The 18,446-nt window shown below is 72.3% G+C and carries 18 protein-coding genes and 1 riboswitch; of the genes, 9 read left to right on the top strand and 9 right to left on the bottom strand.

What is annotated here, in order from left to right:
* Window positions 1-41: 41 nt before the first annotated feature.
* On the bottom strand, window positions 42-1,805 hold the full coding sequence (locus MON03_RS04095) for an ABC transporter family substrate-binding protein (protein ID WP_022904762.1): 1,764 nt from the start codon (window positions 1,803-1,805) through the stop codon (window positions 42-44).
* 317 nt (window positions 1,806-2,122) lie between these two features.
* Here MON03_RS04095 and MON03_RS04090 point away from each other — a divergent pair, with 317 nt between their 5' ends.
* Window positions 2,123-4,114 (top strand): S9 family peptidase, encoded by a 1,992-nt coding sequence (locus MON03_RS04090; protein ID WP_242090685.1) that lies wholly within the window; start codon window positions 2,123-2,125, stop codon window positions 4,112-4,114.
* An 87-nt stretch (window positions 4,115-4,201) separates the two neighbouring features.
* Here MON03_RS04090 and gcvP read toward each other — a convergent pair whose 3' ends face one another.
* The 3 genes from gcvP to gcvT are packed head-to-tail and all read right to left on the bottom strand — an operon-like array spanning window position 4,202 to window position 8,653.
* Window positions 4,202-7,144 carry an aminomethyl-transferring glycine dehydrogenase gene (gcvP, locus tag MON03_RS04085; RefSeq protein WP_242090683.1) on the bottom strand — a complete coding sequence of 981 codons (2,943 nt, stop codon included), beginning with the start codon at window positions 7,142-7,144 and terminating at the stop codon, window positions 4,202-4,204.
* The gene (gcvH, locus tag MON03_RS04080) at window positions 7,141-7,518 is read right to left on the bottom strand and encodes a glycine cleavage system protein GcvH (RefSeq protein WP_175328529.1); all 378 of its coding nucleotides are present in this window, start codon (window positions 7,516-7,518) and stop codon (window positions 7,141-7,143) included. Before gcvH ends, gcvP begins: the two co-directional genes overlap by 4 nt.
* Before the next feature lie 4 nt (window positions 7,519-7,522).
* On the bottom strand, window positions 7,523-8,653 hold the full coding sequence (gcvT, locus tag MON03_RS04075) for a glycine cleavage system aminomethyltransferase GcvT (RefSeq protein ID WP_242090681.1): 1,131 nt from the start codon (window positions 8,651-8,653) through the stop codon (window positions 7,523-7,525).
* A gap of 169 nt (window positions 8,654-8,822) precedes the next feature.
* A riboswitch (glycine riboswitch) is annotated at window positions 8,823-8,922 on the bottom strand.
* Between the two features lie 105 nt (window positions 8,923-9,027).
* On the opposite strand from gcvT, the gene MON03_RS04070 reads away from it, so the two are divergent.
* From MON03_RS04070 to MON03_RS04060, 3 genes are read left to right on the top strand one after another with little or no spacing between them, the layout of a single operon-like run.
* On the top strand, window positions 9,028-9,402 hold the full coding sequence (locus tag MON03_RS04070) for a BlaI/MecI/CopY family transcriptional regulator (protein WP_022904768.1): 375 nt from the start codon (window positions 9,028-9,030) through the stop codon (window positions 9,400-9,402).
* 12 nt (window positions 9,403-9,414) lie between these two features.
* Complete coding sequence (locus tag MON03_RS04065) at window positions 9,415-10,155, top strand: M56 family metallopeptidase (protein WP_242090679.1); 741 nt, start codon at window positions 9,415-9,417, stop codon at window positions 10,153-10,155.
* A 12-nt stretch (window positions 10,156-10,167) separates the two neighbouring features.
* On the top strand, window positions 10,168-10,650 hold the full coding sequence (locus MON03_RS04060; protein ID WP_242090677.1) for an FBP domain-containing protein: 483 nt from the start codon (window positions 10,168-10,170) through the stop codon (window positions 10,648-10,650).
* 38 nt (window positions 10,651-10,688) lie between these two features.
* On the opposite strand, the gene MON03_RS04055 is transcribed toward MON03_RS04060, so the two are convergent.
* From MON03_RS04055 to MON03_RS04045, 3 genes are read right to left on the bottom strand one after another with little or no spacing between them, the layout of a single operon-like run.
* A complete protein-coding gene (locus MON03_RS04055) occupies window positions 10,689-11,525 on the bottom strand; it encodes an alpha/beta fold hydrolase (protein WP_242090675.1) in 837 nt (278 codons plus the stop codon).
* 57 nt (window positions 11,526-11,582) lie between these two features.
* Window positions 11,583-12,296 (bottom strand): alpha/beta fold hydrolase, encoded by a 714-nt coding sequence (locus MON03_RS04050; protein WP_242090672.1) that lies wholly within the window; start codon window positions 12,294-12,296, stop codon window positions 11,583-11,585.
* Between the two features lie 35 nt (window positions 12,297-12,331).
* Window positions 12,332-13,291, bottom strand: a complete 960-nt coding sequence (locus MON03_RS04045; protein WP_242090670.1) for a helix-turn-helix transcriptional regulator — start codon at window positions 13,289-13,291, stop codon at window positions 12,332-12,334.
* Between the two features lie 93 nt (window positions 13,292-13,384).
* Between MON03_RS04045 and MON03_RS04040 the strand changes: the two genes are divergently transcribed.
* The gene (locus MON03_RS04040; protein WP_022904903.1) at window positions 13,385-13,642 is read left to right on the top strand and encodes a hypothetical protein; all 258 of its coding nucleotides are present in this window, start codon (window positions 13,385-13,387) and stop codon (window positions 13,640-13,642) included.
* A 64-nt stretch (window positions 13,643-13,706) separates the two neighbouring features.
* On the opposite strand, the gene MON03_RS04035 is transcribed toward MON03_RS04040, so the two are convergent.
* A complete protein-coding gene (locus MON03_RS04035; protein ID WP_242090668.1) occupies window positions 13,707-14,693 on the bottom strand; it encodes a LysR substrate-binding domain-containing protein in 987 nt (328 codons plus the stop codon).
* Between the two features lie 69 nt (window positions 14,694-14,762).
* Between MON03_RS04035 and MON03_RS04030 the strand changes: the two genes are divergently transcribed.
* From MON03_RS04030 to MON03_RS04020, 3 genes are all read left to right on the top strand, one after another.
* Window positions 14,763-15,269 (top strand): GNAT family N-acetyltransferase, encoded by a 507-nt coding sequence (locus MON03_RS04030; protein ID WP_022904905.1) that lies wholly within the window; start codon window positions 14,763-14,765, stop codon window positions 15,267-15,269.
* Between the two features lie 130 nt (window positions 15,270-15,399).
* Window positions 15,400-15,855, top strand: a complete 456-nt coding sequence (locus MON03_RS04025; protein WP_242090665.1) for a GNAT family N-acetyltransferase — start codon at window positions 15,400-15,402, stop codon at window positions 15,853-15,855.
* Between the two features lie 99 nt (window positions 15,856-15,954).
* Window positions 15,955-16,158 carry a hypothetical protein gene (locus MON03_RS04020; protein WP_022904907.1) on the top strand — a complete coding sequence of 68 codons (204 nt, stop codon included), beginning with the start codon at window positions 15,955-15,957 and terminating at the stop codon, window positions 16,156-16,158.
* Between the two features lie 125 nt (window positions 16,159-16,283).
* Here MON03_RS04020 and MON03_RS04015 read toward each other — a convergent pair whose 3' ends face one another.
* On the bottom strand, window positions 16,284-17,471 hold the full coding sequence (locus tag MON03_RS04015; RefSeq protein ID WP_242090663.1) for a MalY/PatB family protein: 1,188 nt from the start codon (window positions 17,469-17,471) through the stop codon (window positions 16,284-16,286).
* Between the two features lie 112 nt (window positions 17,472-17,583).
* Here MON03_RS04015 and MON03_RS04010 point away from each other — a divergent pair, with 112 nt between their 5' ends.
* The gene (locus tag MON03_RS04010; RefSeq protein WP_242090661.1) at window positions 17,584-18,360 is read left to right on the top strand and encodes an isocitrate lyase/PEP mutase family protein; all 777 of its coding nucleotides are present in this window, start codon (window positions 17,584-17,586) and stop codon (window positions 18,358-18,360) included.
* The last annotated feature ends 86 nt before the right edge of the window (window positions 18,361-18,446 follow it).

Below are 18,446 nucleotides of genomic sequence, written 5' to 3'. Positions count from 1 at the left end.
GCGCCCCCTCGTGCGTGGTGCTGATCAGCGACCGGTCAGGATCACTTGGTCCAGTCCCAGACGTTCCAGAAGATGCCCGTCTGGCCACCGAAGTACTCGATGCCCTTGATGTTCGAGCCGGTGGCGAAGAGGCCGGGGCTCTGGAACAGCGGCAGACCGTACGCCTTGTCGAAGGCGATCTTGTCGATCTCCATCTTCATGTCGTTCAGCTTGGACTCGTCCAGCGTGCTCTGGGTCTCGACAGCGAGCTTCGAGGCCGTGGCGTCGTTGAACTTGTTGTAGTTGCCCGAGTTGTTCGTCTGGAAGAGCTGCGGGATCGCGGCGTTGCCGGCACCCGGGTTCACCCAACCGAAGATCGAGGCGTCGTAGTCGCCACCCGCGAGGAGCGAGGACCAGTCGGGCGAGCCGCCGTCGACGACCTTGATGCCGGCCTTGGCGGCCGAGGCCTGGATCGCCTGGAACGTGTCCACGCGGTTCGGGTTCTCGGTGTTGTAGAGGATCTTGATCGACGGGGTGGCGCCGTTCAGGAGCTTCTTCGCCTCGGCGATGTCGACCTTGCTGTAGTCGGACGAGTCGTTGTTCTTGACCGTGTCGTCGTAGCCGTCCTGGCCCGGCAGGTAGAGCTGCGAGTCGAGGACCTTGGCGTCCTTGTTGATCGGGGTGACGATCGAGTTCAGGATCTGCTCACGCGGGATGGTGAGGAGGAACGCCTTGCGGACGTTCTCGTCCTTGAAGACCGACGAACCGAAGTTCAGGTCGAGGTGGTCGTAGGCGACCTGCGAGCCCTCGATGGTCTTCACACCGGAGGCGGCGTCGAGCGCCTTCACCGTGTCGGCCGAGGCCTGCGGCTGGATCGCGTCGACCTCGCCGTTCTGGAGCGCGGTCACCTGGGCGTTCGCGTCACCGATGAAGCGGACGACGAGCTTGCCGAACTTGACCTTGTGCTCGCCGGTGTACTCCGGGTTCGGCACGAGGGTCATCGACTGCTTCGGGGTCCAGGCGGAGACCATGAGCGGGCCACCCGAGACGAGGAGCTTCTTGTCGCTCGGCAGGCTGGTCTTGTCGTAGCCGGTGTTGACGAAGTCGGCGACCTTCTTGAGGACCGAGTTCGCCGCGGCGGGCTTGGCGGGGTCACCGGCGGGGGTGTCCTTGAGCGCCGTGAGGAGGTCGTCGACCGTGGTGCCGGCCTCTTCCGTCACGACGTGCGCCGGGAACTGGATGGGGTTCACCAGCTGCCAGTCGACGTAGGGCTCCTTGTACTTGATGGTGATGGAGTCCTTGGTGATGTCCGTCGGGTAGTCCGTCTTGAACGGGGACGCCGACGCGAGCGAGAAGTACTGCGTCCCGCTCGTGACCTTGCCGGTCGACTCGTCCTGCGTGGCCGAGTCGTAGTAGCCGGACGCCTGTGCCCAGCCCAGGAGGAGGTCGTCAGAGGTGATGGACTTGCCGTCGGACCACTTCGCGTCCTTGTTCAGCGTGTACTTGACCGTCAGGGGGTCGTCGCTGAGCTTCTCGACGGTGCCGAGGTCGGTGTTCGGCGTGATCTTGTAGTCCGAGCCCAGCGTCACGAACTGCGGCTGGGTCATGTAGTTGATCATGCCGTTCATGTCCAGGTTGCCCTGGGGGGTGTTGTAGTTGAACGACGTGACTTCGTTGACCTGCGCGACGGTGATGGTCTTGTTCGACGCCGAACCCGACTCATTGGCACTGGGAGAAGTGGTGCAACCGGCGAGGGCGATCGCAGCCGCCCCGGCCAGGGCGACGGCGCCGAGCAGCTGGCGCCCTCGCTTCTTGGTGATGTTCACTCTGTGATCCTCCTGATGGAATGTGACCGAACACGAGGGAGGCAGGCTCCACGCCGCGTTCGCAAGAACCCTAGGTGGCCGTCGGAGACCCCTCAAAATCTCGGGAGAACTTGTTACACACCGGAAACGTGTGCAGTGGATCGTTGCGTGAGACTGCGGATACTTGCGCCCGGCGGGCCCGATGCGCAACAGGGAGGCTTGACGTCGCACGCGTTACCGAACAGTCTTGCGAACAGCCACGGAAGCGATGAACGCTCGGGGAACGCTCGGCGGCCAGTTGCCCGCATGGTCCGGCGTCCGGGTCGTAGCGTGGCAGGGTGCTCGCCAACGACATCCACCACCTCCACGTCCCCTCCTCCCCGACCGTCTCCGGTGACCCGCGGAACGGTGGCTCGGCCTTCGTCTCGGTGTCCCGCCCGGATCTCGACGGCGACCGCTACCGCACCACCGTCGAGCAGGTGACCGGGTCGGGGCCCATCCGCTGGACCGCCGGTGACCGGGACTCGGCGCCCGTCCTCTCCCCCGACGGCCGGACCCTCGCGTTCCTCCGCGTCGTGGCGGACGAGCACGGCGCCGAGCGGCCCCAGGTCGCCGTCGCACCGGTCGACGGCGGCGAGGCCCGGGTCGTCACGGCGCTGCCGCTCGGCGCCGGCGCCCCCGTCTGGTCGCCCGACTCGACGCGCATCGCCGTGACCGCCCGCTTCCCGGAGCCCGGCCGCTACGGCTCGGCCGTCCCGGGCGACGACGACCGCCGACCGGCCCCGTCCGCCGAGGCGCCGCGACTCGTGACCCGGCTCGACTTCCACGTCGACGGCGCCGGGTACCTGCTCGACAAGCTCCAGCAGGTCGTGGTCGTCGACGTCACCGACCGCGATGCCGCCCCGGTGCAGCACGCCCTGACGAGCGCGCCGTGCTCGCTCGCCGCGCCGCGCTGGTACCCGGACGGCAGCGCGCTCCTCGTCGTCGCCCCGCGGGACCTCGGAGACCGGGAGACGCACGACGACGACCTGTACCGCGTCGACGCGACCGACGGTTCGCTCGCACTCGCGATCCGCACGGAGGGGTCGGTCGACCAGACCGTCGTCACGCCCCGTGGCACCGTCTTCTACACGGGGGCGTCGCACGCGGACGGGACGCTCGTCGCGGAGCCGCAGGGGTTGTGGCGCGCCGACCACGGGTCCGACCCGGTGCGGCTCACCGCCCGGGAGACGGTGGACGTCACCGGCACGCCGGTGCTGCACGGCGACGACGTCCTCGTCACCGTGCTCGACCGCGGGACCGTCGGCGTCCGCCGGGTCCCGGGGGACACCACGGCGCCGATCGGGCTCGAGGACCTCGCGGTGGTCCTCGGCGGACGCCTGGTCGTGTCCGGGTTCGACGTCGCGGACGACGTGCTCGTCGCCACTGCCGCCACGACGGACTCCCCCGGCGAGGTCCTCGTCGTCGACCTCGCCACCGGTGCGAGCACCGAGCCGAGCGTCCTGACGGACTACGCCGCTCCCGTCCGCGACGACGCGGCCGCCCCGGGCGTCCGCCGCATCGAGGAGGTCACCGGCACCTCCCCCGACGGCACGCCCGTGCACGGCTGGGTGGTGCTGCCCGAGGGCGACGGCCCCCACCCGGTGCTCCGTGTCGTGCACGGCGGCCCGTTCGGCCAGGACACGTGGGCGTTCTTCGACGAGGCGCAGGTGTACGCGAGCGCCGGCTACGCCGTCGTCATCGGGAACCCACGCGGCTCCGGCGGGTACGGGCTCGACCACGGGCGCGCGGTGATCGGCGCGATGGGGACCGTCGACGTCGACGACGTGCTCGCCCTGCTCGACGCGGCGCTCGAGCGGCCGGACCTCGACGGCTCCCGCGTCGGCATCATGGGCGGCTCGTACGGCGGCTTCATGACGAGCTGGGTCGCGGCGCACCACGGCGAGCGGTTCGTCGCGGCGTGGAGCGAGCGCGCGGTCAACGCCTGGGACTCGTTCGCGGGCAGCTCGGACATCGGCTGGTTCTTCGCGGACGCCTACGTCGGCGCCGACCCGGAGGAGCAGCGTCGCCGCAGCCCCCTGACGTACGCCGCGCAGGTGACGATCCCGTTCATGGTCGCGCACTCCGAGGAGGACTGGCGCTGCCCGATCGAGCAGGGCCACCGGCAGTTCGTCGCGCTGAAGCGCGCGGGGGTCGACGCGTCGCTGCTGGTCTTCCCGGGTGAGGGCCACGAGCTCTCACGCTCGGGGCGTCCGCGGCACCGGGTGCAGCGCTTCGAGCACGTGCTGGCCTGGTGGGCGCAGCACCTGCCCGTCGCGCCGGTCGCCTGACGCTCCTGACGACGGACGGGAGGCCCGTGGCGGATCCGCCACGGGCCTCCCGTGTGTTCACTGGCGTGTCGCGGACGACGTAGCTCGCTACGCGAACGCCTCCACCGGCGGGCAGGCGCACACGAGGTTGCGGTCGCCGTAGGCCTGGTCGATGCGGCGCACCGGCGGCCAGTACTTCCGCGCGCTGATGCCGGGCAGCGGGTAGACGGCCTGCTCGCGGGTGTAGGCGTGCGCCCACTCCCCCGAGATCACCGACGCGGCGGTGTGCGGCGCGTGCACGAGCGGGTTGTCCTCCGCCGGCCACTCGCCGCGCTCGACGGCGGCGGCCTCGGCACGGATCGCGAGCATCGCGTCGACGAACCGGTCGAGCTCGGCGAGGTCCTCGCTCTCGGTCGGCTCGACCATGAGCGTCCCCGCGACCGGGAACGACATCGTCGGGGCGTGGAAGCCGTAGTCGACCAGGCGCTTGGCGACGTCGTCGACCGTGATGCCCGTGGTGTCCCGCAGCGGCCGCAGGTCGAGGATGCACTCGTGCGCGACGAGGCCGTCCTGGCCCGTGTAGAGGACCGGGTAGGCGTCACGGAGGCGTGCGGCGATGTAGTTCGCGCCGAGCACGGCGGTCTCGGTCGCTCGGGTGAGCCCCTCGAGCCCCATCATGCGGACGTACGTCCACGTGATCGGCAGGATGCTCGGGCTGCCGTACGGTGCGGCCGAGACGGGACCGCCGGCGTGCGCGAGCCGGTCGTCGGCGTCCGCGGCGGTGGCGCCCGTCCGTCGGTCGGCCTGCTGCGCCATCGGGTGACCGGGCAGGTACGGCGCGAGGTGCGCCTTCGCCGCGACCGGCCCCACGCCCGGGCCGCCGCCGCCGTGCGGGATGCAGAACGTCTTGTGCAGGTTGAGGTGCGAGACGTCGCCGCCGAAGTCGCCGAACCGGGCGTGCCCGAGCAGCGCGTTGAGGTTCGCGCCGTCGACGTAGACCTGGCCGCCGGCGTCGTGCACCGCGGCGGTGATGTCGGTGATGTCGTGCTCGTAGACACCGTGGGTCGACGGGTACGTGATCATCAGCGCCGCGAGCTGGTCCCCGTGCTGCGCGGTCTTCGCGCGGAGGTCGTCGAGGTCGACGTTGCCGTCCTCGTCGCACGCCACGACGACGACCCGCATGCCCGCGAGGACCGCGGACGCGGCGTTCGTGCCGTGCGCGCTCGACGGGATGAGGCAGACCGTGCGGTCGGTGTCGCCGTTCGCGAGGTGGTAGCCGCGGATCGCGAGGAGGCCCGCGAGCTCGCCCTGGCTGCCGGCGTTCGGCTGCAGGGAGACGGTGTCGTACCCGGTGACCTCCGCGAGCCACGACTCGAGGTCACCGATCATGTCGAGGTACCCGGCGACGTCCTCGGCGGGGGCGAAGGGGTGCACGTTCGCGAACTCCGGCCAGGTCACCGCCGCCATCTCGGTCGCCGCGTTGAGCTTCATCGTGCAGCTGCCGAGCGGGATCATGCCGCGGTCGAGCGCGTAGTCCTTGTCGGAGAGGTGCTTGAGGTACCGCATCATCCGGGTCTCGCTGCGGTGCGCGCTGAAGACCGGGTGGGTGAGGTACTCGCTGCTGCGCAGCAGGCCGGCCGGGAGGCCCGTGGCTGCGTCCCGCACGGCGGTCTCGGTCGCGGGGACGGCCTGGTCCACCGCCCCGAACACGACGGCGAGCGCCGTCACGTCGTCCGGCGTGGTCGTCTCGTCGACCGACACCTGGAGGGCGTCGGCGTCGACGAGGTGCAGGAGGTACCCGCGCTCGCGCGCTGCGTCGACGAGCGCCTCGGCACGGCCTGGCGCCCGGAGGGTCAGGGTGTCGAAGTACGACTCGTGCACGACCTCGAGGCCGGCACCGCGTGCGGCGTCGGCGAGTGCGGAGGTGGTGCGGGCGACCCGGTCGGCGATGAAGCGGAGCCCCTCGGGCCCGTGGTAGACGGCGTACATCGACGCCATCACGGCGAGGAGCACCTGCGCGGTGCAGATGTTGCTCGTGGCCTTCTCGCGGCGGATGTGCTGCTCGCGGGTCTGGAGGCTGAGCCGGTAGGCCATCTGGCCGTCGGCGTCGAAGGACACCCCGACGAGACGACCGGGCAGCTGCCGTTCGAGTCCGGCGCGGACGGCGAGGTAGCCGGCGTGCGGGCCGCCGAAGCCGAGCGGGACGCCGAAGCGCTGGCTCGTGCCGACGGCGACGTCCGCGCCGAGGTCGCCGGGCGCAGCGAGGAGCGTCATCGCGAGCAGGTCGGCCGCCACGACCGCGATGCCACCGCCTGCGTGGACGCGCTCGATCGTCGACGAGGGGTCGACGACACGGCCGGAGGCGCCCGGGTACTGGACGATGACCCCGAAGGCGCCGTCGAGCTGGTCGTCGGTCGGGCCCTCGGCGGCGTCGAACTCGCGCAGGGCGATGCCGACCGCGTCCGCACGGTGGTCGAGCAGGGCACGGGTCTGCGGCAGGAGGTCGGCGTCGACGAGGAACGCGTCGCCCTTCACCTTCGAGGCGCGGCGGGCGAGCAGCATGCCCTCGACCACGGCGGTGCCCTCGTCGAGCATGGACGCGCCGGCGGTGGCCATGCCGGTGAGGTCGGACACCATCGTCTGGAAGTTGATGAGCGCCTCGAGGCGGCCCTGCGAGATCTCCGGCTGGTACGGCGTGTAGGCCGTGTACCAGCTCGGGTTCTCGAGCACGTTCCGCTGGATCACCGCGGGGGTGTGGGTGCCGTGGTAGCCGAGACCGATCATGGCGCGGCGGACCGTGTTGCGCGCGGCCTTCGCGCGGAGCTCGGCGAGCGCCTCGGTCTCGCCGACCGCGGCCGGGATGACGGAGTCGGTGACGGGGGCGGCGTGGATCGACTTCGGGATCGCCGTCCGGACGAGGGCGTCGAGCGTCGGCTGGCCGACGACGTCGAGCATGACCTGCTGGTCGGCGCTCGTCGTGCCGATGTGGCGGTCGGCGAAGGACGTCTGCAGGTTCTGCGACGTCCGGAGGTCCTGCTGCGCGTCGCTCATGCGAGGGACGCCCGGTACGCGTCGTGGTCCATGAGGTCCTCGGGGAACGAGGTGCCGTCCACCTTGATCTTGACGAGCCAACCGGCGCCGAAGGGGTCGTGGTTGACGGTGTCGGGGGCGTCGACGACGGCGTCGTTGACCTCGACGACCTCGCCCTCGATCGGGGCGAAGAGCTCGCCGACGCTCTTGGTCGACTCGATCTCGCCGATCTGCTCGCCCGCGGTGGTCGCGGTGCCGACGGCCGGGAGTTCGACGAAGACGACGTCACCGAGCTGTTCGGCGGCGTGGTCGGTGATGCCGACGGTCACGGTGTCGCCCTCGACGAGCAGCCACTCGTGGTCGGCGGTGTACTGGAGTGCGGTCTGGTCGGTCACGGTCCTAGCTCGATTCTGATTGACGCAGTGCGGGGCGACGGTAGAAGGGGAACGGGGTCACGGTGCTGGGGATGGCCGTGCCGCGGACGTCGATGTGCAGGACTCGCTCGCCCGACGACACCGCATCGAGCGCAGCCGGGTCGACGAACGCCATCGCGACCGGGTGCCCCAGGGTCGGGGAGAGCGCACCCGAGGTGACGGTGCCGACGACCTCGCCGTCGAGCACGACGTCGTAGCCGGCGCGGGGAGCCCGACGGCCCTCGGTGACGAGTCCGATCAGCACGCGGGCGCCCGGTGCGGGCTCCACCCCGGCGTCCCCCACGAACGACCCGGACGTCGCGACGACCCGACCGAGCCCGGCCTGCGCGGGACGGACGTCGGTGCCGAGCTCGTGCCCGTACAGGGGCATGCCGGCCTCGAGTCGGAGCGTGTCCCGGGCGGCCAGGCCGGCGGGGACGACGCCACGGTCGGCGCCGGTCTCGAGGAGTGCGTCCCAGATCGTCCCGGCGACGGACGGGTCGCTGTAGATCTCGAAGCCGTCCTCGCCCGTGTAGCCGGTGCGGGCGACGAGCACCTCGGCACCGTCGAAGAGCGCGTGGAGGACGCGGTAGTAGCGGAGCTCGTCGAGGGGGGTCTCGGGCTGCAGCCGGTCCGCGACGACGAGCGCGTCGAGCGTGCCGGCAGCGGCCGGCCCCTGGATCGCGACCAGCGCGGTCGTGTCCGAGTCGTCCGAGACCACGACGTCGAAGCCCGCGGCGCGGGCGGTCAGGGCGTCGACCGCCACCTGTCGGTTGGACGCGTTCGCCACCACCAGGAAGACGTGCTCCTCGGTCCGGTAGACGACGAGGTCGTCGAGGATGCCGCCGTCCTCGCCGAGGAGCAGGGAGTACTTGGCCCGGCCGACGGTCATCGCCCCGAAGGACCCGGCGAGCGCGTGGTCGAGGAACGCGACCGCGTCGGGCCCGGTCACGCCGACCTCGGCCATGTGCGACAGGTCGAAGACGCCGGCCGCGCTGCGGACCGCGTGGTGCTCGGCGAGGTCGGACGAGTACCGGACGGGCATGCGGTACCCGGCGAAGTCGGTGAAGGTGGCGCCGGCGGCCTCGTGCGCGGCCTCGAGCGGTGATGAACGCATGGCGGAGTTCTCTCGTCCTCGACGACACCCGACGACCGTCGTCGGGTGGGAACTCCCCCTCTGTCATGGGCCTGAGAGTTTCACCGCGGCCCGTGAGGTCCGGCGGCTTTCACCGTGGGCGAGCCGCTGGTCCGACCGGTGGCCGGGAGCGCCTGCTTTTCAGAGTGGCCTGTCCGTCGCGGTGTTGGACCTGAGAGATTGGCGGGGACGTTGCTCCTTCGGTGCCGGACGCCGGTGTCCCGGGGTCCGACGTCTCCCGCGACGGGTGATCGGCCGTGCTTCAGTTGTCGCGGACGAGCATACCGCCGCCGTGTTTCGGGCGGGTGTCGCCGCCCGTTCGACATCTCGGAGAAGCGCCGTCGTAAGATCCTCGGGTGGCAGGACAGCGATCGCGCCCCCGCGGGCAGCTCGAGCAGGCGGTGCTCGACGCGCTCTGGTCCGCGTCCGACGGGCTCAGCGCCCGGCAGGTGCTCGACGCGTTCCCCGAGCCGCGGCCGGCGCTCACCACGGTCCTCACGGTCCTCGACCGGCTCGGTCGCAAGGGCCAGGTCGAACGCGAGCAGCACGACGACGCACCGCTGACGTTCCGCGCGACGAACAGCCGCGAGGAGCAGACCGCGTCGCTGATGTCGAACGCGCTCGCCGCCGCGGCCGACCGCGAAGCCGCGCTCCTGCAGTTCACCGGCTCCCTCGCGTCGGACGACCTCGACGTCCTCCGCCGCGCCCTCGACGCTCGCTCCCGGGGCTGACCGGGAGCGCCCGTGGTCGTCGCCGGAGTGGTCCTGATCGTGCTCGCCCTCGCGGTCGTCGTCCTCGCCCCGCGCGTGCTGACCCGCTCCGCGTGGACCATCGACCGTCCCCGCACGGCACTCGTGTCGTGGTCGGTCGCCGTCCTGCTCGGGGTCGCCGGGTTCGTCGCGGGCATCGCGCTCGTCGTCCTGGCGAACCGCCCGCTGACCGATCCCTTCGGCATCGGGACCTCCGCGTCGCACGGGCTGAACGTCGGCGTCGCGGTCGTCGCCGTCCTCGCCTTCGTCGTCGCGGTCCGGGTCCGTCCCGGGCCGGAGCACGACGCCGTGCGCGAGGCGATGCGGTCCGGGGCGGCGCCCCACCGCGAGATCGCGGGCGTCCCGGTCGCGGTGGTCGAGGCCGACCACGCACTGGCGTGCGCGGTCCCCGGTCGCTCCGGCGGCGTGCTCGTGAGCACCGGGCTCGCGGACCAGCTCCGGACGGACGAACTGGAGGCCGTGGTCGCCCACGAGCGCGCCCACCTGTCCCAGCACCACGCGGTCGCGGTCGGCATCGCCGAGTCCATCGAACGCGCGGTCCCGTGGGTGCCCGGCGCGCGTGCCATGGCGCGCTCGACGCGCGTGCTCGTCGAGTTCGCGGCGGACGACGCCGCCGCCAGGCGGCTCGGCCGCGACGCGGTCCGTCGAGCCGTGCTCGTGGCGGACGGGACGAGCGCGCTCGGGGTGATCCGGGCCTCCAGGCTGGAGGGTTAGGGTGGGCGGACCGTGAAGCCACTGACCGAAGCAGACATCCGCTCGTCGTTCGTCAACGCCACCCCCGATGAACTCGAGCAGCTCCCGATCCCGGGGCTGCACGAGATGCTGTGGGACGAGCGCGAGTTCCTCGGCTGGCGCGACCCGCAGGCCGCACGACGGGGCTACATCGTCTCGTGGATCGACGACCGGCCCGTCGGCATCGTCGTCCGCTCGGCCGGTGGGTCGCTCCGGCCCGGCATCGCCGCGATGTGCTCCTTCTGCCACTCGCCGCAGCCCGCGACGCAGGTGCGCCTCTTCTCGGCCGCGCGCGCCGGCGAGTCGGGCCGGAACGGCAACACGATCGGCTCCTACATCTGCGAGGACCTCGGGTGCTCGATGCTCATCCGCACCGCACCGCCGCACCTCAACCCGCCGGCGACGATCGCGATGCGCGGTGAGGCGCTGCTCCGACGCGTCCGCAGCTTCACCGAGGACGTGTCGAAGACCGCGTAGCCGGCACAGCGCTGGGCTGCGCCGACCACGCGGCGGACTCATTGCTGGATGAACTCCAGGATGTCCTGGTTGAGGACGTCGGCGTGCGTGGTGAGCAGGCCGTGCGGGTACCCCTCGTAGATCTTCAGCGTCGCGTCCTGCAGCAGCTCGGCCTGCTTGATCGAAGCCGCCCGGTACGGCACGACCTGGTCGTCGTCGCCCTGCAGGACGAGGACGGGCACGGTGATCGCGCGGAGGTCCTCGGTCTGGTCGGTCTCCGAGAACGCCGTGATGCCCTCGAGGTGTGCGAGCGCGCTGCCCGTCATGCCCTGCCGCCACCAGTTGGCCACGACCGGCTCGGACAGGGTGGCGCCGGGGCGGTTGTAGCCGTAGAAGGGGCCGGACGCCACGGCCTGGAAGAACTCCGCCCGGTTCGCGGCGAGGGCCTCGCGGAAGCCGTCGAAGACCGAGATGTCCGTGCCCTCGGGGTTCTCGTCGGTCTTGAGCATGAGCGGCGGCACCGCGGCGACCAGCACTGCCTTCGCCACTCGCCCCTGGGGCTCGCCGTACCGCGCGACGTACCGCGCGACCTGCCCGCCACCCGTGGAGTGGCCGACGTGGACCGCGTCGTGCAGGTCGAGGTGCTCGACGACCGCGGAGACGTCGCTGGCGTAGTGGTCCATGTCGTGGCCGGTGTCGATCTGGGAGGAACGACCGTGCCCGCGGCGGTCGCTGGCCACCACGCGGAAACCCTGGGCGAGGAAGAACAGCATCTGCGCGTCCCAGTCGTCGGACGACAGCGGCCATCCGTGGTGGAACACGATCGGCTGGGCGTCGTGGCTGCCCCAGTCCTTGTAGTAGATCTCCGCGCCGTCGTCGGTGGTGATGAAGGGCATGTGCGTCTCCGCTCTCTGTTCGGTCGGTCGGTGGTGGTCTCGGGGTCGTCGAGGGGGTCAGCCGAGCTGCGCGATCGCGTCGGTGATGACCTCGGTGACCTCGGCGGGGTGGGAGTGCATCACGAGGTGCGGCGCGTCGAGCTCGGTCACCGAGCGGAGGCCGGCGCGCTCGTACCCGAACCGCTCGACGTCCGGGTTGATGGTGTGGTCCGCGGCGGAGACGATCCCCCAGCCGGGCTTCGTCCGCCAGGCCGCCACCGATGCCGGCTCGCCGAAGGCCACCGCGGAGAGCGGTCGCTGCGACACGGCGAGGACCTCGGCGGTCGACCGGTCGACACCGGCCGCGAACACGTCCGGGAAGGATTCCACCACGACCGACACGTCGGTCCCGTCCTCGGCGCCGGGGACCGGGTACGGCGCGTACACGAGGTTCTGCGCGAGGTCGGAGTCGGGGAAGCCGCCCTGCAACTGCGCCAGGCTCTCGCCCTCCTCGAGCGCGTAGCCCGCGACGTAGACGAGGCCGGCGACGTTCTCGGCCACGCCGGCGACGGTGATCACCGCGCCGCCGTAGCTGTGGCCGACGAGGAGCACGGGGCCGTCGATCTGTTCGACGAGCGCACGGATGACCGCGGCGTCACCGGACAGGCTCCGGTTCGGCACGGCGGGGACCCGGACGGTGAAGCCCCGGTCCAGCAGGAGCCGGGTGACCGGGGCGAAGCTGGCGGAGTCGGCGAACGCTCCGTGGACGAGCACGATGGTGGGCGATGTCATGGCGCTTCCTCTCGACGGTGGGGTCGAGCGTCACGCTAGGACCCGGCCGCCGGGCTGTCGTGACCCTGCGAGTACACGGATCGCGGTCCGCCGGGTCCGGTTCCCCGGTACCGGGACAGCCGGCTCCCGCTCGTCGGTGTCGCCACGGCGCCGTCCGGGACGCTGACCCGTCCCTCCCGCAGGCCGGCCGCGAGCTCGGCGAGCGCACGCTCCCCCACGCTGCCGGGGGTGCCGTAGCAGATGAGCGTGTACAGCCCGGGGTGCGCCTCGAGCACCTGCCACCGGAGGTCGACCCAGCCGTACCCGTCGAAGTGGTTCGGCGCCCGGCCCGACGTCAACGGGTGCGCCTCGTGCCGGTGCCACAGGTCCGCGAAGTCCTCGTCCTCGAGGAGCAGCGCCACGACCTCCTGCCACCGTGCGTCGGCCGGGCTGCCGTGGTAGCGGAGCCGCGAGACCGTGGTGCGCGCTCCCTCCTGCCAGGACGGTGCCGCGCGGAGCCCGGGCGGTGCTTCGAACTGCATGAGGCCGACGTTGTTCCCGACCTCCACGTACCCCGGGGCGACCGCGCGCATCAGGTCGTTGCTGACCAGGACGTCCTGGTTGCGGTCGATGATGTACGCGGCGGTGTGGTCCCAGAGGGTGATCAGCTCGACCAGCTCCGGCGGCGGCCCCTCGTCCTGGTGCAGCTCGTACGTGACCTCCGACCCCGCCGTCGCCAGCCGGTGCAGGTACGCCGCACCGGCACGGTCGAGCCGGAGTGCCCGAGCGATCGACGCACACACCTGGAGCGACATCCGGTGCCCGCTCCCCTGTTCCAGCCGCCGGTAGTACTCGACGCTGATCCCCGCGAGCCGAGCCACCTCCTCACGCCGGAGCCCGGTGACGCGTCGCCGCGGGTCGACGGGCAGACCGACCTCCTCCGGGCGCATTGCTGCGCGGCGGGCGCGGAGGAAGCTCGCCAGGGCACTGCGTTCGGGCGGTCGGACGATCTCCACGGAGCGATTCTCGCGTTCCGGGGCAGGTCGCGCGACCCCGATCGTCGGAACCCCGCTCCGCGCACCGTCGGTGGTCGTCGGTACGGTCAGGGCATGTCGTCGCGCTTCGCTGCCGCCCGCTGGGCCGTCGTCTCCGAGCAGGGCGACGGGCGCTGGCGACTCGGTGTCCACGACGAGGCCGACGACGAGCTCGGCACCATCGGGCTCGGGGTCGAGGGCTCGTGGGAACCCGACGTCGAACCGCACGTGCGCTTCGTCCTCGTGCAGCTCGGGCTGGAGCTCGCCGGGGCCCGTCCCTGGCACGACGACGAGCTCGGCCACCACCGGGCGCCGGTGCTGCCGCTCGCCTGAGCGCACCGACGGGCGCCGGTGCTGCCGTCGACTCCGCGCTCCCGCGCCGAGGTGCCGGGCTCCGTCATCCCTCCCGGTGGCCGCTCCACCCCGCCTGCGGCGACCGCTCCGGCCCCGCTTCCGTCGACCGATCCGTCGGCCGCGCCGTGGACCGCGCTGTGGGCCGCGCCGTCGACCGCTCGGTCGCCGCGACGAAGTTCCGCAGGATCTCCCGGTCGTCGTCGGCCCGGGCCGCCCAGAACAGCTCGCTCCGGTGGTCGCTCCCGTCCAGCGGGAGGAGCGCCACGGTGTCCGGTGCCGCGACGGCCGCGCTCTCCGGCACCACCGTCACGCCGAGCCCGGCGCCGACGAGGTGCAGCACGGTCGCCCAGGTCGTCGCCTCCTGCACGACCCGGGGCCGCCGTCCGCCGGAGGTCACCGGCGCGAGGTTGCGCTCCGTCGCCAGCGCCCCCGCCTCCGCCGGGAAGAACACGAACGGGTCGTCGACGAGTTCGGGACCCTCGACACTCGTCCGGGTCGCGAACCGGTGCGTGGTCGGCACGGCCGCGACGAACCGCTCGCTCCGGAACGGCAGCAGCCGCACCCCCGGTTCCGGGTCCGGATCCCGCACCACCGCGAGGTCGAGCTCTCCACGCAGGATCCGCGCCACGAGGTGCGACGTGTATCCCTCGGTCAGCTCGACGCGGACGAGCGGGTAGCGCTCCCGGAACGCCTGCACGCGCTCGATCGGTCCGAGGGGCAGGGCGGACACCACGAACCCGACGTCGAGCCGGCCTGCCTCACCCCGGCCGACGCGGACGGTCTCGTCGAGGTCGCGCGCGGCCTGGTCGAGGAGCGATCGAGCCCGACCCCGCAGCACCCGGCCCGCGGCGGTCAGGGCCACGCTCCGGGAGGTCCGGACGAACAGGTCGACGCCGAGGTCACGCTCGGTCCGACGGATCTGCTGGGAGAGCGCCGGCTGCGCCATGTGCAGCGTCGCCGCGGCACGGCCGAAGTGCAGCTCGTCGGCGACCGCGAGGAAGGCCCGGAGCTGTCGGAGGTCCACATCCATGCATGCAGCGTATCGATCGCACAGAACGAGTATTGGACGACACCTGACCGGCCGATCGATCATGGATGCATGCCCGACACCACGCCCACCGCCACCGTCTCCATCACCGACCTCGCCACCCCCGCCGACGCCGAGGCCTTCCGGACGCTCAACGAAGCGTGGATCACCCGGTTCTTCACCCTCGAGGACGAGGACCGCCGGTACCTCGGCGACCCGGTCGGACGTGTGGTCGAGCCCGGCGGCGCGGTACTCGTCGCCCGGTTGACCGACCGCGACGAGACCGTCGTCATCGGCTGCGTCGGTCTGGCCCCGACCGCTCCCGGCGAGTTCGAACTCGTGAAGATGGCCGTCTCCCCGGAGCACCAGGGGCACGGGACCGGTCGGCGCCTCATCGCGGCCGCACTCGAGCGGGCGCGTGCGCTCGGCGCCACCCGGGTCGTCCTCGAGAGCAACGCACAGCTCGCCAGCGCGGTGCACCTGTACGAGGCCTTCGGCTTCCGGCACCTGGAGCCGCACGAGGTCGCACCGAGTCCGTACGCCCGCGCGGACGTGCACATGCGGCTCGACCTCGGCTGAGCCCGGCCGCCGAGCGCCGCCATCGGCGCTCGGTCCGCGCCGGTCGGTGCCCACGCTCGTGTCCGCCTCGGGGGACGAACCGATCGTCCACCTGACCGATGCTCGCTCCTGGTCGATAGCGTCGGTCGAGATGCGCATCCACGAGCGGACCGACGCCGACCAGGACGCTCTGGTCGAGGTCCTCTGGCGCGCCCACGTCTTCGGCTGGCCGACCACCTGGCCGGCCGACCCGGCGGGATGGCTCTCCCCGACCGGGCTCCGGGCGGCATGGGTCGCGATCGAGGACGACCGCGTCGTCGGACACGTCGCCATCACGGTGCCGTCACCCGGCCGGATGCCCGAAGTCACCCGCTTGTTCGTCGATCCCGACCACCGCGGCAGGGGCGTCGCGGACGCGCTGCTCGGCGCCGCCGAGCAGTCGCTGCCCGGCGGCCACGTCCGCCTCGACGTCACGGAGGACACCCCGGCCGCCTGGCGCCTCTACGAGCGGCGCGGTTGGTGTCTCACCGGGCGCGGACCCGCGGGCTGGTGCCGTCCGGACGGCCAGGTTCCGACCCTGCGCTTCTACGCCAAGCGCGTCGACTGACCCGGGCGCACACCCCGCGCGCACGGCGCGCACACGCCCCGCGCGCACGACCCGAGCGCACCGGCTGCCCGTACCCCGTCCGACCGGTACGCTCGCGGCATGGCGACGTACCAGGTGCAGGCCGTCCGCGAGCGCGGCGCGTGGCAGGTGTTCATCGACGGGCTCCTCGTGACCGAGGTGACCCGCTGGCCCGCCGTCGGCTTCGTGGCACGGGAGTTCCTCGCGATGGACCGCGACGACGAGCTCCAGATCCGGGTCGTCGGTCGCAACCAGTACATCGACGCCGACCCCGGCGACGCCTGACCGACCCCGCTCACACTCCCGAGACTCGGCGTCAGCGACCGATCTCGCACGCCAGCGCTCGAGACACGTCGCTCACCGCGGGTCTCGCCCCGGTCCAGCCCGGCCAGGCCAGGCAGCCGCCGCGCTCACGCCACCCGCCAGACCAGCCCCTCCTGCGCGCCGGACGGGTACGCCGACGCGATCCGGAACACGGCCTCACGCAGCGTCTCCGGCGAGCACGCGAGGTTGAGCCGGGCGAACCCCCGCCCCTGCGACCCGAACCCGAGGCCGGAGTTCAGCGCGACGTACGCGTGCTCCCGCAACGGCACCGCCGGGTCGTCCCCGAGCCCGATGCCCCGGAAGTCGAGCCATGCCAGGTAGCCCGCGCGAGGCCGGGTGTAGACCACACCCGGCAGGTGCTCCGAGAGCAGCGAGCCGAGCAGCCGTTCGTTCGCGACGATCCGCGCGACCACGTCGTCGAGCCAGTCGGTCGCGAGCGTGAACGCCGCCGTGTTCGCGTGCAGGCCGAGGATGCTCGTCCGGCAGGCGACCTCTTCCCAGAGGGTGTCGAGGAGCGCTGCCGTCCGCCCGTCCCCCGCCACGATGACCGAGCACTTCACCCCGGCGAGGTTCCACCCCTTGCTCGCCGACGTCACGCACACGCTGCGGGCCCCGGCCGGCTCCGCCACCATCGCGAAGGGGGTGAACCGGACGCCCGGGTGCGTGAGCGGTGCGTGGATCTCGTCGCTGACGACGAGCACGTCGTACCGCGCGGCCAGTTCGGCGAGCGCGACGAGGTCGGCGTGGTCGTGCACGAGCCCGACCGGGTTGTGCGGGTTGCAGAGCAGGAACACCCGGACACCGTCGGCGAACGCACGCTCGAGGCCGTCCAGGTCCAGCCGGTAGTCACCCCACTGCTCCAGCAGCGGGACCTCCTCGACCTGACATCGGGCTTCCTCGACCAGCTCGAAGAACGGCGGGTACACGGGCGGGGTGATCGCGACCCGCCCGCCGTCGGGCAGCGCGAGCCGGAGTGTCTCCACGATGCCCACGCTGACGTCGGTCGCGAGGTACACGCGTGCCGGGTCGACCTCCCAGCCCCACCGGTCACGGGCGAAGCCGGCGAACGCGGGGGCGAGCGGGCCCGGCCCGTCGAGGTAGCCGAGGTCCGACTGCTGCACCCGCTCGATCAGGGCCTGTCGGATCTCGGGCGCCACCTCGTGGTCCATCTCGGCGACGAACAGCGGCAGCACCTCGGGTGCGTACCGCGTCCACTTGATGCTCGTGCGGACCCCGCGGAGGTCCCCGACCGGGTCCTGCTCGTCGTGCGCCATGCGTCCCAGGATGCACCGGCCTGGAGGCACGGCGCGACCCCGACCGTCATCCTGCGTCGCGCAGGCGCGCACCACGGGACGGCGACCCCGGGCTCGGCCTACTGTCGGCGTCATGAGCACGAGCACCGCCGACAAGGCGTCCACCCTCAAGCAGCTGCACGAAGCCCCCGAGATCCTCCGCGTCGTGAACGTGTGGGACGCGATCAGCGCCAAGGTCGTGAGCGACCTCCCCGAGACCCGGGCGATCGCGACCGCCGGGCACTCGATCGCCGCGAGCCACGGCTACGAGGACGGCGGCATGCCCCTCGACGTCGCCCTCGCCGGAGCAGCCACGGTCGTCGCCGCCACCGACCTGCCCGTCACCGCCGACCTCGACGACGGCTACGACGACCCGGCCGAGACGATCCGACGCGCCATCGGCGTCGGGATCGTCGGCGCGAACGTCGAGGACCGCCTCCGCCCGTTCGACGAGGCCGTCGCCCGTGTCGCCGCGATCACCAAGGCCGTCGAAGCCGAGGGCATCGACTTCCAGCTCAACGCCCGCACCGACGCCATCGCCCGCGGCGGCGACCGCCCGCTCGACGAGAGCATCGAGGACGCCATCGCCCGCGGCAAGGCGTTCCTCGACGCCGGCGCCCCGCTCGTGTTCGTCCCGGGAGCGATCCAGCGCGACGTCGTCGAGCGCCTCGTGGACGGGCTCGGCCGCGGGAAGCTCTCGGTGATCGGCCTCCCGGGCGCACTGCCCGCCGCGGAGTACGAGGCCCTCGGCGTCGCCCGCATCTCGTACGGACCGCTCACGCAGCGCGTCGCGCTGCGCGCGCTCCGCGACCTGGCGACCGACCTCTACGGCGGCGGCGTCGTGCCGGAGGACACCCCCACCCTGAACTGAACCGGTCGACGGCCTGGAGGCGCGGGGCGGGCCTGCACCGTGCCTCCAGGCCGTCAGGGGGGTCGCGTCGCGACCTGCGCTAGCGT

The organism is Curtobacterium sp. DN_7.5 (assembly GCF_022655355.1).
GTDB classification, from domain to species: domain Bacteria; phylum Actinomycetota; class Actinomycetes; order Actinomycetales; family Microbacteriaceae; genus Curtobacterium; species Curtobacterium luteum.
This window is presented reverse-complemented; position numbering and strand designations above follow the sequence as displayed.

Coding starts and splice junctions, on each gene's coding strand:
- gcvP (WP_242090683.1), bottom strand. CDS start 7,144: ATGAGCGACGCGCAGCAGGACCTCCGGACGTCGCAGAACCTGCAGACG.
- gcvT (WP_242090681.1), bottom strand. CDS start 8,653: ATGCGTTCATCACCGCTCGAGGCCGCGCACGAGGCCGCCGGCGCCACC.
- MON03_RS04055 (WP_242090675.1), bottom strand. CDS start 11,525: ATGCCCTTCATCACCACCGACGACGGCGCGGAGATCTACTACAAGGAC.
- MON03_RS04050 (WP_242090672.1), bottom strand. CDS start 12,296: ATGACATCGCCCACCATCGTGCTCGTCCACGGAGCGTTCGCCGACTCC.
- MON03_RS04040 (WP_022904903.1), top strand. CDS start 13,385: ATGTCGTCGCGCTTCGCTGCCGCCCGCTGGGCCGTCGTCTCCGAGCAG.
- MON03_RS04035 (WP_242090668.1), bottom strand. CDS start 14,693: ATGGATGTGGACCTCCGACAGCTCCGGGCCTTCCTCGCGGTCGCCGAC.
- MON03_RS04030 (WP_022904905.1), top strand. CDS start 14,763: ATGCCCGACACCACGCCCACCGCCACCGTCTCCATCACCGACCTCGCC.
- MON03_RS04025 (WP_242090665.1), top strand. CDS start 15,400: ATGCGCATCCACGAGCGGACCGACGCCGACCAGGACGCTCTGGTCGAG.
- MON03_RS04020 (WP_022904907.1), top strand. CDS start 15,955: ATGGCGACGTACCAGGTGCAGGCCGTCCGCGAGCGCGGCGCGTGGCAG.
- MON03_RS04015 (WP_242090663.1), bottom strand. CDS start 17,471: ATGGCGCACGACGAGCAGGACCCGGTCGGGGACCTCCGCGGGGTCCGC.
- MON03_RS04010 (WP_242090661.1), top strand. CDS start 17,584: ATGAGCACGAGCACCGCCGACAAGGCGTCCACCCTCAAGCAGCTGCAC.